We start from the raw sequence: 16,798 nt of genomic DNA on the forward strand, positions 1-16,798 counted from the left end.
AATTTTTAGAAGCTAAATCCTGTAGTGACTTTGAAAAAGGAATCATTTCCCTCTACTAAGTCAGTACCAAAAGCCAATCTTGCGAATGCACCACCTGATGGCTTGCTAAACTGAATATATGGACCTAACCATTGATAAAAGTCTGTAGAACTCTCCACATTTGATCCTCCTGTATTGATTAAATGCTCATAATGAGCTCCTATAGAAAGAAAGTCTGATGCTTTAAACCCATAATTCACCCAATAGTGAAGAAAAGATAAAGTTGTACCATTTACAGGTGCTTCATTTCTAAATGGCGCATAAAATCCTGCATAAATCTCGCCCTCTGTTTTTGCTTTGTCGATACCAATAGTCAAATTTGGAACAATACCATCACCAAAGATTGACGGCCCAGCTGCTCCAGAAGAAAGTAAGTTACCACCCGTGATACCAATTTGAGGACTTACACTGATACCTTCAGCAGGTTCAAACCCGACTCCGACACCAAATTCAGTCCAGTTCCCCCAGCCTCCTCCTGTTCCTTGCACTCCACCAGTTCAACCCGACCAAAGAATCCCGTAAAAGGTTAAATCAACTTTTTCATTGAGATTGTAAGAACCTGAGAAAAAAGGATAAAATCCAAAAAACTGATCTGAGTTGAGCGTTACAGTCATGCTGAATTTATCATCCTCCTCTTGAGCAAACGATGGAGAATAAGTTAGAGCTGCACAAAGCATTGTCATTACAAATGTCTTTGTGATCATAGAAGTAAATCTGTTTTTCATTTGTTTGATAGGTTTTGTTAGAAATAGGTTTGAAATAAACCCTCAAAAAACATTTTTAATGTATTATGAATGATTTATGGTAATAAATTTAACTACTATTAAAAAAAATGAAATATTAATTCATTTTTATGATACAATTTTCAACCAATTCAATCATTTATTGCAGAATTTTTAAAGAAATCAATTGATAATTATGCAAACAAATTCGTAATGGCTCGTAAAAAGTTATAAAAAAAGCCCCAAGTAACCCTTGGAGCTTTTTAATTTATCTTATTTGAGATTGTATTTCTTCTTTTTTCTTGTCTTTTATTTCTTTTTTCTAATATCTAATCTCACTCAACAACTTTCTAAATCAAGGTTTACTTATAAGCCTTCACTGTCTCTATAAATACTTTGACCATTTCGGGATTGATATCAGGATAGACACCATGACCCAAATTAGCAATATGCCTAGTTCCTTTGAACTGATCAAGCATCATGATAGTAGCCGCTTCTACTTCTTTGTCTGTGCCATACAGCGCTGCTGGATCAAGATTCCCTTGGAGCGTTTTGTTTGCTCCAATCATCTTCCTAGATTCTGAAATCCCCATATTCCAATCAAGGCCAATTGTCTCACAATTCAATTTCCCCATTTGTTCTCTTGCGAAAAATGCACCTTTAGCAAAAACAGTTTTTGGGACTTCCGTGACCGCATCGCAGATCTGGGAGATATATTTTAAAGAAAACTCTTCATAATGATTTGGAGGAAGAATTCCTGCCCAACTATCAAAAAGTTGCACAAGATTGACCCCTGCCGCTATTTGTGCTTTGAGATAATTGATAGTACTATCCGTAATCATTTGAAGCAACTGATGGGATAAAACCGGCTCTTTATATAACATGGCCCTAGCTTTTGAAAAAGTCTTACTACCCGAACCTTCTATCATATAGGCAAATATCGTCCATGGCGCTCCTGCAAAACCGATCAAAGGCACTCTACCATTCAAAGCTTTCTTCGTAATTCTGATTGCTTCGATCACATAGCTGAGATCATCTACTCCATCAGCAATCCTTAATTTTCCCAAATCTGAAGCTGAACTCACTACTTTTGGAAACCAAGGTCCCCTTTTTTCGACCATTTCGTAAGGCAATCCCATGGCTTCGGGAATAACTAAAATATCCGAAAAAATAATCGCTGCATCTACTCCTAGTAAATCCACGGGCTGAATAGTTACTTCAGCAGCCAATTCTGGAGTTTGAGCCAATTCAATAAAACCGCTTACACTATCTCTTACGGCTCTATATTCTGGTAGTATTCTTCCAGCTTGTCTCATTAACCATACTGGAGTTCTCTCAACGGGTTCGCCTTTGGCGGCCCTTATAAGTAAGTCGTTTTTCAATTGCATGGGGCAAAGATAAGGTAGGAAATTTTATTTTGTGATATACGGAGAAAAATTCAAAATAGACTAAAAAGAAAAAAGCCTCACAGGGAGGCTTCTTACAAACTATTTTTTAGGCTGAAGTTTGACAACATCTGATTCTGACTTATTGAGCATTTCCATAACTGCATCGTAATCATCTAAGTTTACCCGAGCGTTGGAAGATGCGAAATCCGCAGGAAAGATTACGACTCTAAAGATCTGATTAGAAGTATATTCAGGAGGTAAAATCCCTAAATTAAAATTCCCTTCCATGGCAAAGCTAAAACCAAACCTAGTGAAATAATAAGTATATGAAAATATCCCTTCTTGAAAATCAAAATTTGTTTGAGGTAGTGCTCTCCATACATCCGTGCCGTCTACTACATCCCAAAGTATAAATGCCAACAATTTATCACTTGGCTCCATAGGAGGGTTAAATTCATAAAAATCTGATCTAAACCCATTGGCAGCATTGAAATTTATATTTTCTTCCTCAAAAACCTCCCCAAGAATATTTATACCATCTAATCCATCTCTACCATCTAATCCAGGAGGGCCTGGAGGGCCTTCACAGGCAAAAAAGGTACCTAAACCAAGTACCAACAATACTTTCATCAGATTTTTCATAATAATGTGAGTTAAGGTGAATAATAATTTAAGACGAACTTAGAGAAGATAAAGTTTTTTTCAACTCTTAAAAACCTATTTGCTAAAACTGTATCAATAATTTTAGCAAAATCAATTTAGTCTTCTACAATTCCGATTACATGAACTTCATTAGTGGAGATAATTTTATCAATAAAAGTAGTTGGAGATTTGAGGCTCAGCGTTTTAGAGAAATCAATCATTTTACTTTTCACCTTATTAGGGCCAGGCATCACAAATTTATGCGCATTTATTTTTGCTAAAATCACTTGATCTAATTGAAATGATTTCACTTCAAGATCAGGGATGATTTCTTCTAATTCCACTCCAACAAAAACTTCCATAGTATCTAATTTCCCTGCGGGTTCTACAGAATAAATAGTGTAAAGCGGGATTTTTTTCTCCTTTGCTAATCTCCCAATTTGCTCAAAAGTTTGCCCCAATTTATCATCTTGGGGCGTTCCTCTATAGGTTAAGCCCTGCAAATTCAGATTAAACGAAGTAACCGATTCAATTTCAATTTCTTTAAACCCTCCTAATCTATTGAATTGAAAAACGCCAATTGCAAGCAAAAAAAGAAGGATAACAATCCCAATAACCCACTTTTTCATCTTAGAATAAATACCTAACTCCTAGGCCACCTTGTAATTTCAGATGCCCAAACCTATCCAATAACTCGACAAACATTCCTATTTCTGCAAATACACTAATCGGAATATCATCAAAATAATACTCTCCACCTCCGAAAAGCTCAGGCCCGAAGTCAATATTTCTTCTACTATCTCTTAAAAGTATTCCTGCAGCCCCGTCCGTATATGCATAATCTACTCTTGTTGATCTCAATTGTATACCAGCCCCAGCATATGCAAGAAAATAACCTACTTCAATGTTCAAATCATCCGTAATATCTTCGTGATAAGCACCTCTAAGATTAAAGGCAAAAGAGCTACCTGTACTATGACTTGTATAAAAAGCATTTGGAGAAGGCCTATTATTATAAAAAGATCTTTGATAATATTGATTGCTATTAATCCCTGCTCTACCAAACATCCCCTCAATGGCAATATTGTCATCGAGAAATTTTTTGTAAGTAATTGATAATGGCTCTCCCAACCTTAATCCTACTCCATCTTCTTGAGCATTTGCAAAAATTGGCGCCAACATTATGGCAAAAATCAGTAACTTTTTCACTTTTTATTCATTTATTAGTTCAGTATTTCAAACTTTAACGTAAGCATACAATCCGCTGTTGCCCATTTAATTTTATTCTGACTATTTTCTTATAAAATATATTTTAAAACGCTTTTGATCTGTTCTTTAAAAACTGAATCAACTATTCACTAATCACTCTCTTAAATCACCATGGATTTCATTTGCATTTTGTGAAGGTTAGCATAATAGCCATCTAACTCTAACAAGGCTTCATGCGTTCCTATCTCTTTGATTTCACCTTGATGTAGTACAATAATTTTAGTGGCCTTTTGAATTGTAGATAATCTATGTGCTATGACAATCGATGTTCTGCCTGTCATCATTTTATCAATTGCCTTCTGAATCAATTCTTCTGTCTCTGTATCTACTGATGATGTAGCTTCATCCAAAATGATAATTTCAGGGTTATAAACCATCGCACGAACAAAGGATATCAACTGTCTTTGGCCAACAGAGAGTGTAGCTCCACGCTCCATCACATTATAATCTAAACCGCCTGGCAGACGCTCAATAAATTTCTTCGCACCCACCAATTTAGCAGCATGCATGACTTGTTCTCTACTGATATCTGGATTTCCTAAAGTAATGTTATAATAAATCGTGTCTGAAAACAAAAACACATCTTGCAAAACCACTCCTATATGCCTTCTCAATGTACCCAGTTCAAAGTCTTTTACATCAGTCCCATCAATCTGAATTGATCCTTTATTGATTTCATAAAATCTACTTATCAAATTGATGATCGATGATTTCCCCGCCCCAGTTGCACCTACCAATGCGATAGTTTCACCATGTTTGACTTCGAAATTGATGTTTTTCAAAACGTATTCTTCATCATTATATGCAAACCAAACATCTTTTAAAGAGATATTGCCTTTGATTTTTTCAGGGTTAAAACTGCCTTCATTTGCTATATTTTCTTTGCTATCAAGCAATTTAAAAATTCTTGAAGAACTCACTACTCCTAGCTGAAGGGTATTGAATCTATCCGCTATCATTCTGATTGGTCGGAAAAAAAGTTGCAAGTACATAATAAAAGAAATCAACACTCCAACTTGAATTTCCAAATCAAAAACACCTGTCGCGCCATACCAAACGACTAAACCAATTCCAAAAGCTTGGATAATTTCAGCGACGGGGAAATAAATAGAATAATATAAAACTGATCTTACGTGTGCTTTTTTGTGGTCTATATTGATTTCTTTAAATTTTTCATATTCTCTATTTTCACGATTGAATATCTGCACAATATTCATCCCAGTAATATGTTCTTGTAAAAATGAATTTAGATTAGAGACTGCATTCCTTACGTCATTGAAAGCTACTTTAATTTTCTCTTTGAAAACGTAAGTCGATATGATCAAAAAAGGGAGTGTACACAAACTCACCAATGTAAGCTGCCAGTCAATATAAAACATAACTGCCAAAATCGTAACCAACTGCAATAAATCACCTATGATCGCAGCCAAGCCCTCACTAAAAACATCTGCTAAAGTCTCTATATCAGACACATTTCTTGTTACCAACCTTCCTATTGGGGTATTATCAAAAAACTTTAGTCTCATTTTCAACAAATGTCTATAAAGCTTTATTCTAATATCTCTAATGATCACCTGACCAATCCATCCAGAAAGGTAAGTATGGACAAATTGAACAAAAGCTTGAAGAATCATCAAGCCTACCAGCAGATAGATGATTTGAATTAATCCTGCCCTATCTCCTAAAGCCACATAATCATCTATAGCTATTTGTATAAAATAGGGTCTTGTCGGAGCTAGTATTGCCAGCGCCAAAGTTAAAAATATGAGTAGGTAAAACTTAACTTTATAAGGTTGAATAAACTCATAAAGTTTTTTCAACACCTTCGTGTCAAGGATTTCACCACTTTTTACATTTTCTTGTTCGAGGCTCAAGTTGAATTTTATTTAAATGAAAATATCCTGAGGATAGTGTACTTTGCACAAAAACAAACCTCTAGCTGGTGCCGAAGAGCTTGCTTGATCTCTATTTTTACTTTCTAAAATAGACTTAAACTTGGCTGTAGAAAGCTTCCCTTCACCAACATCTGTCAAAGTCCCCACAATTGCCCTTACCATTCCTCGCAAAAATCTATTAGACGTTATATGAAATAACAATTCGTGATCAATTTGTTCCCAGTAAGCCTCTTTTATTTTACAACCAAAATGATTGACGTCTGTTTTGACTCTAGAAAAACATTGAAAATCTTCATGGTCTAAAAGCAAACGAGCAGCTTCATTCATTTTTTGTATTTCCAATTCCCGAAAATAATGCCAAGACAATTCTTCCTCAAATGGAGTTTTCCTTGTTGTTATTTTATAAACATAACTTCTAATGGTGGCAGAAAACCTAGCGTGAGCTTCATGTTTCACTTCCCGAAGTGAATATACGGCTATATCTTTGGGAAGTAGTGAATTTATTTTCTTGAGAAAACCAAACTGATTCAATTCCCCCTCAAAATCAAAATGTGCAAACTGCTGTGTAGCATGAACGCCAGTGTCTGTTCTTCCTGAACCCATGATAATAATGGGGGTTTTAAGAAGAATTGAAAGCGCATTTTCAATCGCACCTTGAACAGAAACAGCATTCTTCTGTGTTTGCCAACCGTGGTAATTTGTGCCTTTATAGGCAATTTCTAGAAAGTATCTTTTTATATCCATTGTAACGGTTGCAAAGATACCATTCCCATTCAAAATTAAATGCCAAAATGACTAATCCTTGCGATTCATGAAATTACCCTGTTTCTTTGTCAAAATTTAAAAATAACATGATACAAAGAATTCAAACCGTATTTCTGTTTCTAGTTGCTATTGCAATGATTTTAGTAACAAGCTTCCCTATTTGGCAGCAAGTGAATCCTGACCAAAGCATGATGCTAACACTTTCTGCTTGGAGTCTTGACAAAATTGACATCCAAACTCAAGAAATAATTCAGTCTGATGGAAATATTTATTTGGGAATATTAGCCATAGTAGCAGCAGCTTTGGCGCTATTTAGCTTGACACAATATAAAAACAGAACAAAGCAGATGTTTCTCAATATGATCAACTCTATTGTCATGGTGGTGACACTTGCTCTGATTATTTGGACAAGTCATCAAGCAAACGCCAGTTTCAATCCTGAAGTAAATGGTGCTTTTGTATTAGGATTTTGGGCCATATTTGGAGGAATGATCATGAATCTCCTTGCCAACAGGTTCATCAGAAAAGATGAAATGCTAGTAAGATCTGTGGATAGAATCAGATAAATATTTATTTGAGATTACTCTTAATTACAATGGTTTATTTGATAAAAAAGAGTTCTTAGAGTGAACCTTATTGCTTTCTTAAAAAATGCCGAAAAGAAGTTCAAGTTTCTTTTCGGCTTTTTTATTTGAGTGAGTTCTCAAATTAACTTACCTTTAATTTCAAGTGAAACTTAAAGATATTCCCCATGAAATTGGAAACAATTGCCATCCACGCAGGAACTAAGATCAGCGATTCACACAGGCCTGCCGTTCAGCCGATTACATTAGCCACAACTTTTGAGCACCATGAAGAATCTGTCATCTATGCTCGAGCTGCAAACCCTAATAGAAATACCTTAGAAAATGTTTTGGCAAGATTGGAGCACGGAAAGGTTGCTGCTGCATTCTCCTCAGGAAATGCTGCAGGCATGTCAGTTTTTCAAGCCTTGAATCTTGGCGACCATATCATCGCTCCTGACGATATGTATCATGGCCTTAGAAATCAATTAACTGGAATGTTTGAGGGAATTCTCTCGGTAGATTTTGTAGATATGACAAATTCTGAAAACGTAAGGAAAGCGATCAAAAAAGAGACTGTTTTAGTTTGGGTAGAAACACCTTCTAATCCACTTTTAAAAATTTCAAATATTAAGGAAATTTGCGCTATAGCTAAGGAAAAAAATATCACGGTAGTTTGCGACAATACTTTTGCTACGCCTGTTTTTCAAAACCCACTTTTACTTGGCGCTGATCTTGTCATGCATAGTACTACCAAATACCTTGGCGGACACAGTGATATCATGGGGGGAGCTTTAATCAGTAAAACAGAAGATGCGTTTTGGGAAAAGATAAGAAATGTACAAATATCAGGTGGTGCAGTACCTTCTCCATTTGACTGCTACATGTTGACACGAAGTATAAAAACCCTTCCTTATAGGATGAAAGGTCATGCAGAACACGCAGGAATAATTGCTACTTTTTTGCAAAATCGTCCGGAAGTGGAAAAGGTATATTACCCAGGATTAAAGGATCATCAAGGCCATGAAACTGCAGCAAGTCAAATGTCAGGATTTGGCGGAATGCTTTCATTTTTAGTAAAAGGCGGAGCTGAAAAAGCTGATCAAGTCATTTCAAAACTCAACTATTTTACCAATGCAACAAGTCTTGGTGGAGTCGAAAGCTTGATTGAAAGGAGAGCAGCTTCTGAAGGCCCTGACACTAAAACCCCTCAAAATTTAATAAGGGTTTCGGTAGGTTTAGAGCATTTAGATGATCTCTTAGAAGATTTAGATCAAGCATTAAAATAATGACAAATTATCAGCGATGAAGTAATTAAGTAAGCTAGAAAGCTGAAAGATTGCGGACTATTTACCGACGGTCGATTGTAAACAGTAGTTCCAATAGAATATTTACATTAAAAGAGAAGCCCTTTCAAATTTAGAATTTGAAAGGGTTTCTAGTTATATTTTTTGAGGCTTACTTTCCAAAATATTCTACAAAATTGCGTGGAGTTTCATATAGTGTGAGTTTATACAAGCTACCATGAGGAGTGATTTCATCAACAGCAGGTTTTAGGATTTTCCAAAACTCCATGATCAAGATTTCACAGCTTGCCATCTTTCCTTCCATAAAATCAACATCTAAATTCAGATTTTTATGGTCGACTTTTTCAATAACGAGTTCACGGATCACATTGCTGAGTTGCTTGAGATCTACCACAAAACCAGTTTCAGAATCAGGAATTCCTTTAACAGTCACAATAAGTTCAAAATTGTGACCGTGCCAGTTGGCATTTGCACAAGGTCCGAAGACCTCTAAATTTTTTTCCTCTGACCATTTAGGATTCCAAAGCTTATGTGCGGCATTGAAATGCTCCTTTCTGCAAACGTGTATCATTACTAATCTAATTTGGCTTGCAAATTTAGGGAAAAGATTGTGAAATAAGAATTAAGATTAATAAGGAAAAGACAAGTTCCAGAACTAGGTTATAATTTCTCAATAAAAGAAAGTAATTTAACCATGTCTTTCACATCATTAAAATCAATATTTTCTTTTTTCACAAAATCTCTAGCTTCTTTCCAGCTTTCTCCAGCTAACAACTTAATTCCAGAATTTCCTTTTTTAATTTCTAAGAGTTCATTGTCCTCAAAAAGATAGTAGGTAATAATTTCTTTATATTCGTCGAATTTTGGACCTGAATTATATGCTCCTCCAACATTAGCTTTGACAAACTTTTTTTCAGTGAAAGCAAAAAACTTTTTCCCGTTTGCTTCAAAAACCGATTGAATGTATACCCTGTTGTTATTTATTTCAAAGGGTATGTAAAGTGTATTATCCTCAATAAACAAAATTGACTCAATATATGAAATATCAGGTATAACGATGTTGCTAGGGCTTAATTGAACATATAATTCAGCTTTATTTGGTAAAATATTTGCCATAATATCATCATGTACTTTACCAGTAATCATTACAATTTTAGCTTTTTTTAAATCTTTAAAAAGAAAAGGTGTACCACTCACTCCTTCACTTTTAGGTTGAAGACCAATATAAGTAGCAAAATTATCTTTAAGATCAATAAATGTTTGACTTCCTTCAGAATTCCCAATTGCAGTTTGAGAAAATGATGAAAGACTAAATAATATAAAAAATATAGTTAGTAGGATCCGCATAATATTTCAAATAAAAGAGCCAAGGAAAATCCTTGGCTCCAATTTAACAAATTAATAATTAGGATTTTGAGTAAGATTTGGATTAACATCTCTGGCGTTTAGAGGAATTGGCATTAAAGTCCTCCAAGAAGGGATTCCAAATTCGTCTTCAGCTCTTCCAGTCCTAACCATATCATGCCATCTATGACCTTCAAAAGCAAATTCCAATCTACGCTCATCTAATAAAACATCCATTGCCGCTTCTTCATTTGTAGGAAGGACAACAACTAAAGTATTATCGTTAAATGCTCTTCTTCTAACAGATTGTATATCTTGAGAAGCTCCTAAGAAATTTCCTGTTTTAATTCGAGCTTCTGCTCTAGTCAAATACATATCTGCAATTCTTAGTATATGAACTCCATCAGTACCTGTTGTATTGTCTCTATATTTAAAATTAACAAAAACACCAGGAGCTTCTTCTCGGATGGATGATTGTCTTCTTAGGTCACCTGCTTCAAAAGAATTCCAAAGATCTTCAGTTGCACCGAATTCAAAACGACCACCATTATCCCTTCCGTACCACCAAGTAACAGGATTTTGATTGTTTGCATCGAAGAATAATTCAAAAATTGCTTCTTGAGTTCCTTTTCCCGCAACCATACTCTCGAAGGGAACTAAACTGTACAAACTATTTGATATAACTTCAGAAGCCAATGTCTCAGCTTGAGCATAATTCTCATCATACAAATAAACTTTAGCTAAAAGCGCTTGCGCTGCACCTCTTGTTGCTCTGTGTCTAGTATCATTATTTGTCGCATATGAGACAGGTAAAAACCCAATAGCAGCATTTAGATCACTAATGATTTGAGTATATACAGTAGTCTTTGGATCTCTAGAGACAAAGTAAGAATCATCTATTGGAGCAGCTGTAGGTGTAGTTATCAAAGGAACATCACCAAAATAGTTTGCAAGGTTAAAATGATTCAAAGCTCTAACAAACAACGCTTCACCCTTGTACTGATCTTTTAGTGCCTGAGCCATGTCTATACCATCTACTTGCGCAATGATATTATTTGCTCTATTGATACTATTGTAAGCAGAAGCCCAGATCGCACCAATTTCTCCATTCACAGCATCCCAGTTTTTCAAATCTAGATCTCTCCATGTATTGAAAGAGCCAGTATGCGAAACATCGTTTGATGCAATATCGCCAACCACGTTCATTCTAAAACCAAGGTTATCACCATCTGCTAAGCCACCATACATACCCAGAACAGCAGCATTTGCACCTTGCTGATTTACAAAAACAGCATTTGAAGACAGTGAATCCACTGGTTCCAGATTCAATAAATCATCTGAACAAGATGAAGCAATCATAGCAACACCTAGCAATGACCCTAATAATCTTTTATTAAATATATTTTTCATTTTTCTTAACTTTAAAATCCTACATTAAGACCTAGAGTAAATGTTTTAGCCTGCGGGAAAGTCAAGAAATCATAGTTTCTCGCAATGTTCGCATCAGGCTGGGAATTCAATTCAGGATCCCATCCTGTATAATTGGTCCAGGTGATCAAGTTCTGAGCCATTGCATAGATTCTGAATTGTCTAACCCCAATACTCTGAAGAACATTTCCAGGTAGTGTGTAACCAATAGATAAATTTTTCAATCGAAGGAAAGAACCATCTTCTAACCATCTATCAGAATCAACTCTGTTATTTCTATTCGGATCCAGTGCAGTGGCTCTAGGGATATTAGTAATATCACCTGGTTGCTGCCATCTCTGAAGAGCCAATTCAGACATACCCCATGCGGAGAAACCTAAGTTTTGATTAAATTGAGCAGTTCTATTGATTACGTCAAATCCATAAGTAAATTGGAAGAAGACATTTAGATCAAACCCTTTGTAAGTAAAGGTGTTATTAAAACCTCCAAAGAAATCAGGATTTGGTTTACCAACATACTGTCTATCATCAGGAGTAATATTACCATCACCATTTAAATCTACAAATCTAAGATCACCAGTTTCAGGATCTACACCTTCAGATTTGATCATAAAGAATGCACCCAAAGGCTGACCTACTGCTGCTCTACTTTGCAAGGAATTGATTGGAGTATTTTCATCAACGAGTGCTGTTACTTCATTTTTAATGAATGAAATATTGAATTGTGAATTCCAATTAAAGCCTCCCTTGTTAATAATATTACCAGATAGGGATAACTCTAAACCATTATTCCTCATTGAACCAATATTCTCAGTTATTGAAGTAAACCCAGATGTATTTGGGATTGGCTTATTCAGTAGAAGGTTGGTTGTGTTCTGAATAAAGTATTCAGCGGATACTTGAAACCTATCATTTAAGAAACCCATATCCAAACCAAAGTTCAAAGTACTACTCTCTTCCCAGCTTAATCTTGAATTTGGTAACTGAGAAGGTTCAAAACCTGGGGATGCAAGATAATTAGCACCTGCAGAATATAGATTCAATGCTTGGAAGTTATCAATACCATCTTGATTCCCTGTCACACCATAACTCACTCTACCTTTTAACAAACTCACAACTTCTGAATTTTTCAAGAAACTCTCCTCAGATAGGATATAACCTACCGAACCAGCAGGGAAGACACCATATCTATTTTCTTCACCAAATCTTGAAGAACCATCAGTTCTCAAACTGGCAGAAACCAATAACTTATCTCTCCAACGGTAGTTAGCTCTTCCGAAATAAGAAAGAAGTGCATATTCTGTTCTAAAAGAAGAACCTGAGTTCACCTCAGCAGCAGAGGTAATGTATTTGAAATCTGGACCTGGGAAGTTGATACCTGTTACAAATCCAGTTTCTTCAATATATCTCTGGTAAGATTGACCTAAGATTGCATCAAAGTAATGATCATCTCCAAATGTTTTTGAATAAGACAATATATTTTCGTTCAAGTATGTAGTATACAAATTATTTGCTTGCGTACCTGTACCATTGGTAGCAAATCCACTTCTTACCGTGTTTGGATTATAGGTATCTTGTCTTCCGTAGATGATATCAGCTCTGAAGGAAGTTTCAAACCTTAAACCAGGAATGATTTTGTAACCAACGGCGATGTTTGGCTGTAATCTGTATTCATTCAATTCATTCTTTACCTCCTGAGCTAAAGCAAGTGGGTGAGCAATTAACGTACTAAAAGCATGGTTATAGCTACCATCCTCTAAAAATGGCTCAAAGTCAGGTCTTGCCAAAGTTGCTGCACTGAATACCCCAAAAATATTATTGTCATTATTTCTGAAGTCCTGTCTTGTATTTACAATTCTCAAATTTGATTTCAAATCAACTTTCTCACTGAATTTATGATCTACAGAAAGACTTGTAGAGTATCTTGTAAAGTCAAAACCTTTTATAAACCCTTCGTTTCTAAATAGACCTCCAGAAACAAAGAATTGGGTATTTTCAGAGCCTCCTCTTACGGAAACATTATAATCCTCAATAGTCCCTTGTTGGAAGATCAAACCAAACCAATCTGCATCAGGAGCGTCAGCAACCTGTTGAGGTGTAAAAATTGGTGCATTCCCATCATTAATTCTTGATTCATTCATCAACTCTCTCCATTGAGAACCCGTTACGTTCTCTACTCTATTGGTGGGCTCCTGAATACCTCTATAAATAGAAAGATCTACTTGTGCTTTACCAGCCTTACCTCTTTTGGTAGTAATCAATACAACACCGTTTGCACCTCTTGAACCATAGATAGCTGCTGAGGCAGCATCTTTCAATACTTCAATAGATTCAATGTCATTTGGATTAATTTGAGAAAGTACGTTTGTAGTCTGTCCACCCCTGCCAATACTTGAAGTGTTTCCACTATAAATAGGCATACCATCTACTACATATAGAGGTTCATTACTAGCAGAGATAGATGCTGTACCTCTGACGTTGATACTAATAGCACCGCCTGGAGTACCTGAAGCAGAGCTTACCAATACACCTGCTGCTCTACCTTGAATCGCTTGATCAAGACCAGCAACTGGAAGGTTTTTGATGTCTTCAGAGCCCACGGAAGCGATTGCTCCAGTAACCTCTCTTTTGGTCATTTCACCATAACCAACCACAATCACCTCTTGAAGTGATTTCATATCTGGTCTTAACGTAACTGAAATGATGGACTGATTCCCAATAGTTAATTCTTGAGTTTCTAATCCAACAAAACTAACTACTAATACATTTTTATCAGATGGAACATTGATCGAAAATTTTCCATCAAGGTCAGTTGCTACACCGACGGTAGTACCTTTTACCAACACCGAAGCTCCCGGTATAGGTAAATTATCTTCTCCCGAAATAACGGTTCCCGTAATAACACGACTTTGTCCAAATGCCACAGCACTTATGAAAAGGAGCGTGAGTCCTAGAAGTAAAACTTTCCTCATATTATTGTTTTTTGGTTTAACGATAGCCCAATTTTATCCATTAACTTGATATAATCCAAAGGTATTTAAAAAATTTACATACTATAAAATTAGAAAAACACATTTCCAAAAATTGCATTTCCAATATTTATGAAATTTTATTCTTTTATAATCGGATTAAACAGTTTAAAATTAAAAAAAGCATTAATATCATTTGATAATCAAAATATAATTTTTTTTTAACGTTGATTAACATTTTTCCATAATCGTCAAGTTATCATTTAGAAAATTACTAAAATCTTAAATATAAATATTTTAATTTTTTTAAAAAAAATAAGTCATTAATTCTATTTATATTAAATTTTCTTTATATAATATATAATTTTACTAATTATGATTGAAACTAGAAAAAATAAGATAAACAACATAAAAATGGATTTTTACTGCTAAAAACAGTGTAATAAATCAATGTTTTCGTGTATGACAGTATTTAAAACTAAATTTTACCTAAAAATTGAAATATTATAAAATTTGAAAAAAAATATAACTATATCCTTATCTAAAGAATTGAAATTGTAATCCTCCTATTAAGCGCCCTATTTTCTGAAGTATCATTATTTGATACAGGCTTTGCCGATCCAAATCCCTTAGTCCCCAACCTTCCTTCAATAATGCCATTTAAAATCAAAAATTCCTTTACGCTTTCAGCTCTTCTTAGACTTAAGTCTTTGTTGTAAACCTCTGAACCCACATTATCCGTATGACCTGCAATCAAAATCTCAACAGATGGATTATCATTCATAAATGAAATCAAACGCCTTAGAGAACTTCTGGATTCTGGTTTCAAGTCATCTTTGTCAAAATCAAAAAATATGTTCTCGAAAATAAACTCCTCTCCTGCCCCTACGGGGATCAGCTCAACATCAAGATTCTTCTTGTTTTGAAGACTATCGCGATCTACATTATAAATCTTTGGTAGATAGCCTTGCTTCTCCACATATAAGCCTGAAGCAGGCTTGTCTGGATAAAGCATGGTAAACTCACCCGTCCTGCCATCGGACTCAAACTGATACAAAGTACTATCTGTAACCAAATCAACCAAAGATAGCTTGGCCTTGATTGGCTCTCCGGTATTTTTATTTAAAACCTTCCCCTCTGTCACCATCAAGCGCTCTCCTAAATCAATTTGATCCGGAAACTTAAACTTGTACAGAAAAGACCGCTCTTGAACTCCATTATTAAAGACTGTCTCCGTATAATATGCGTAGTCTCGCTGAGCCGTGATAAATAAGGCTAACTGATCCTGGTGATCGTTGATTGGAAAACCAAGATTCACTGGATCTCCAAAATCTCCTGATACTACTCTAGAAATAAATAAGTCAAGTCCTCCGAATCCTACATGTCCCTCAGAAGCAAAAAATAAAATCTCATTATTGAAATATATAAAAGGGGAAACTTCATCCTTTGACGTATTCACTTTTTCTCCGAGATTTTTCGCTTCTGACCAGCTTCCATCAGCCATCCTAAGTGAAAACCAAATATCTTTTCCACCAAAACCTCCTCTTCTATTTGAAGAGAAGAAAAGAATCCTTCCATCCGCTGACAAAGAAGGTTGCGAATCCCAAACACGTGAATTGACATTTTTTCCCATATTAATAGGACGCTGCCATTCATCATTAACTTTATAAGAGATATACAAGTCGCAATCACCAAAAGAATCTGGCATTTGGCAGGAAGTGAAAATCAAGATTTTCCCATCTGCTGAAATCGTACAAGTTCCTTCATTGTATGCTGAGTTAATATTCGATGCAATACTTCTAGGTGATCCCCATTTGAGAGAATCCTCATCATAATAAGACACGAAAATATCTTCATGTTCATAATTTTCAAGCCCGTTGCGCTTTGTAAAAAGCATTTTCTTACTGTCCGCTGTAAGCACGGGGAAGTATTGCAGCACAAATTGGTTTAGAGGTTCTGCAAGTTTTTGCTTGTTGATATCGTAGGAATTCTCCAGCTCCACCTTAATGAAATTTATTTGCTCTTCAATTTCCTTAAATGGACGTGTCTTTTTGAAATCCACATTCAGCAGCATCTGCGCTTGCTCAAATTCTAAAATCGCAGCTTCAAAATCTCCCAACTTAAGGTGAGAATGGGTTTTTAACCAAGCAATCTCACCAAACAAATTTGAAGAACCTTTTATATTTCTTCTTAACCCACGATCAGCTATTTCAATGGCTTGATCTGGGAACCCCTGCGTCAAAAGAATTCTACCCCACTTCAGGTAGGATTCCAAAAAATTAGCTTCTCTATTGATAGAAGCTTTGAATTTCTCGATGGCTTCATCGTACATCCTCTTTTGGATTAACTCATCTCCTTCCTGATGAAGTTTGATAGCTTTTTTATCAAAAATAGTATAGCTCTGGCTAAAACCTACATAGGAAATCAATAAAAAGAATGATATAAGGAGCCCTTGCTTCATAAACTA

The 16,798-nt window shown here is 35.5% G+C and carries 13 protein-coding genes and 1 pseudogene; 2 read left to right on the plus strand and 12 right to left on the minus strand.

Annotated elements, in window-relative coordinates:
• Window positions 1-5: 5 nt before the first annotated feature.
• The 7 genes and pseudogenes from BELBA_RS01125 to truA all read right to left on the minus strand — a co-directional run bounded on the left by BELBA_RS01125 (window position 6) and on the right by truA (window position 6,699).
• A pseudogene (locus BELBA_RS01125) lies at window positions 6-764 on the minus strand (DUF6733 family protein).
• A gap of 359 nt (window positions 765-1,123) precedes the next feature.
• The gene (gene hemE / locus BELBA_RS01130; RefSeq protein ID WP_014770913.1) at window positions 1,124-2,149 is read right to left on the minus strand and encodes a uroporphyrinogen decarboxylase; all 1,026 of its coding nucleotides are present in this window, start codon (window positions 2,147-2,149) and stop codon (window positions 1,124-1,126) included.
• Between the two features lie 99 nt (window positions 2,150-2,248).
• On the minus strand, window positions 2,249-2,791 hold the full coding sequence (locus tag BELBA_RS01135) for a hypothetical protein (protein WP_014770914.1): 543 nt from the start codon (window positions 2,789-2,791) through the stop codon (window positions 2,249-2,251).
• 116 nt (window positions 2,792-2,907) lie between these two features.
• Window positions 2,908-3,420 (minus strand): GyrI-like domain-containing protein, encoded by a 513-nt coding sequence (locus BELBA_RS01140; RefSeq protein WP_014770915.1) that lies wholly within the window; start codon window positions 3,418-3,420, stop codon window positions 2,908-2,910.
• Window position 3,421: 1 nt separating this feature from the next.
• Window positions 3,422-4,000: a hypothetical protein gene (locus BELBA_RS01145; RefSeq protein WP_014770916.1), complete on the minus strand. Its 579-nt coding sequence runs from the start codon at window positions 3,998-4,000 to the stop codon at window positions 3,422-3,424.
• A 161-nt stretch (window positions 4,001-4,161) separates the two neighbouring features.
• Window positions 4,162-5,934: an ABC transporter ATP-binding protein gene (locus BELBA_RS01150; RefSeq protein ID WP_014770917.1), complete on the minus strand. Its 1,773-nt coding sequence runs from the start codon at window positions 5,932-5,934 to the stop codon at window positions 4,162-4,164.
• A gap of 12 nt (window positions 5,935-5,946) precedes the next feature.
• The gene (gene truA / locus BELBA_RS01155; protein WP_014770918.1) at window positions 5,947-6,699 is read right to left on the minus strand and encodes a tRNA pseudouridine(38-40) synthase TruA; all 753 of its coding nucleotides are present in this window, start codon (window positions 6,697-6,699) and stop codon (window positions 5,947-5,949) included.
• 107 nt (window positions 6,700-6,806) lie between these two features.
• Between truA and BELBA_RS01160 the strand changes: the two genes are divergently transcribed.
• A complete protein-coding gene (locus BELBA_RS01160; RefSeq protein ID WP_014770919.1) occupies window positions 6,807-7,286 on the plus strand; it encodes a DUF4293 domain-containing protein in 480 nt (159 codons plus the stop codon).
• Between the two features lie 185 nt (window positions 7,287-7,471).
• Window positions 7,472-8,572, plus strand: a complete 1,101-nt coding sequence (locus BELBA_RS01165) for a trans-sulfuration enzyme family protein (RefSeq protein ID WP_014770920.1) — start codon at window positions 7,472-7,474, stop codon at window positions 8,570-8,572.
• A gap of 169 nt (window positions 8,573-8,741) precedes the next feature.
• On the opposite strand, the gene BELBA_RS01170 is transcribed toward BELBA_RS01165, so the two are convergent.
• The 5 genes from BELBA_RS01170 to BELBA_RS01190 all read right to left on the minus strand — a co-directional run bounded on the left by BELBA_RS01170 (window position 8,742) and on the right by BELBA_RS01190 (window position 16,792).
• Entirely contained in the window at window positions 8,742-9,161 is a 420-nt protein-coding gene (locus BELBA_RS01170) for a 6-pyruvoyl trahydropterin synthase family protein (RefSeq protein WP_014770921.1), read from the minus strand.
• Between the two features lie 89 nt (window positions 9,162-9,250).
• Complete coding sequence (locus BELBA_RS01175) at window positions 9,251-9,787, minus strand: hypothetical protein (RefSeq protein ID WP_157466041.1); 537 nt, start codon at window positions 9,785-9,787, stop codon at window positions 9,251-9,253.
• 201 nt (window positions 9,788-9,988) lie between these two features.
• Window positions 9,989-11,344 (minus strand): RagB/SusD family nutrient uptake outer membrane protein, encoded by a 1,356-nt coding sequence (locus BELBA_RS18960; RefSeq protein WP_014770923.1) that lies wholly within the window; start codon window positions 11,342-11,344, stop codon window positions 9,989-9,991.
• A gap of 11 nt (window positions 11,345-11,355) precedes the next feature.
• A complete protein-coding gene (locus BELBA_RS01185; protein ID WP_014770924.1) occupies window positions 11,356-14,334 on the minus strand; it encodes a SusC/RagA family TonB-linked outer membrane protein in 2,979 nt (992 codons plus the stop codon).
• A 538-nt stretch (window positions 14,335-14,872) separates the two neighbouring features.
• Window positions 14,873-16,792 carry an OmpA family protein gene (locus tag BELBA_RS01190; protein ID WP_014770925.1) on the minus strand — a complete coding sequence of 640 codons (1,920 nt, stop codon included), beginning with the start codon at window positions 16,790-16,792 and terminating at the stop codon, window positions 14,873-14,875.
• Between the last annotated feature and the right edge of the window lie 6 nt (window positions 16,793-16,798).

It is taken from the genome of Belliella baltica DSM 15883, assembly GCF_000265405.1.
Taxonomy (GTDB): Bacteria; Bacteroidota; Bacteroidia; order Cytophagales; family Cyclobacteriaceae; genus Belliella; species Belliella baltica.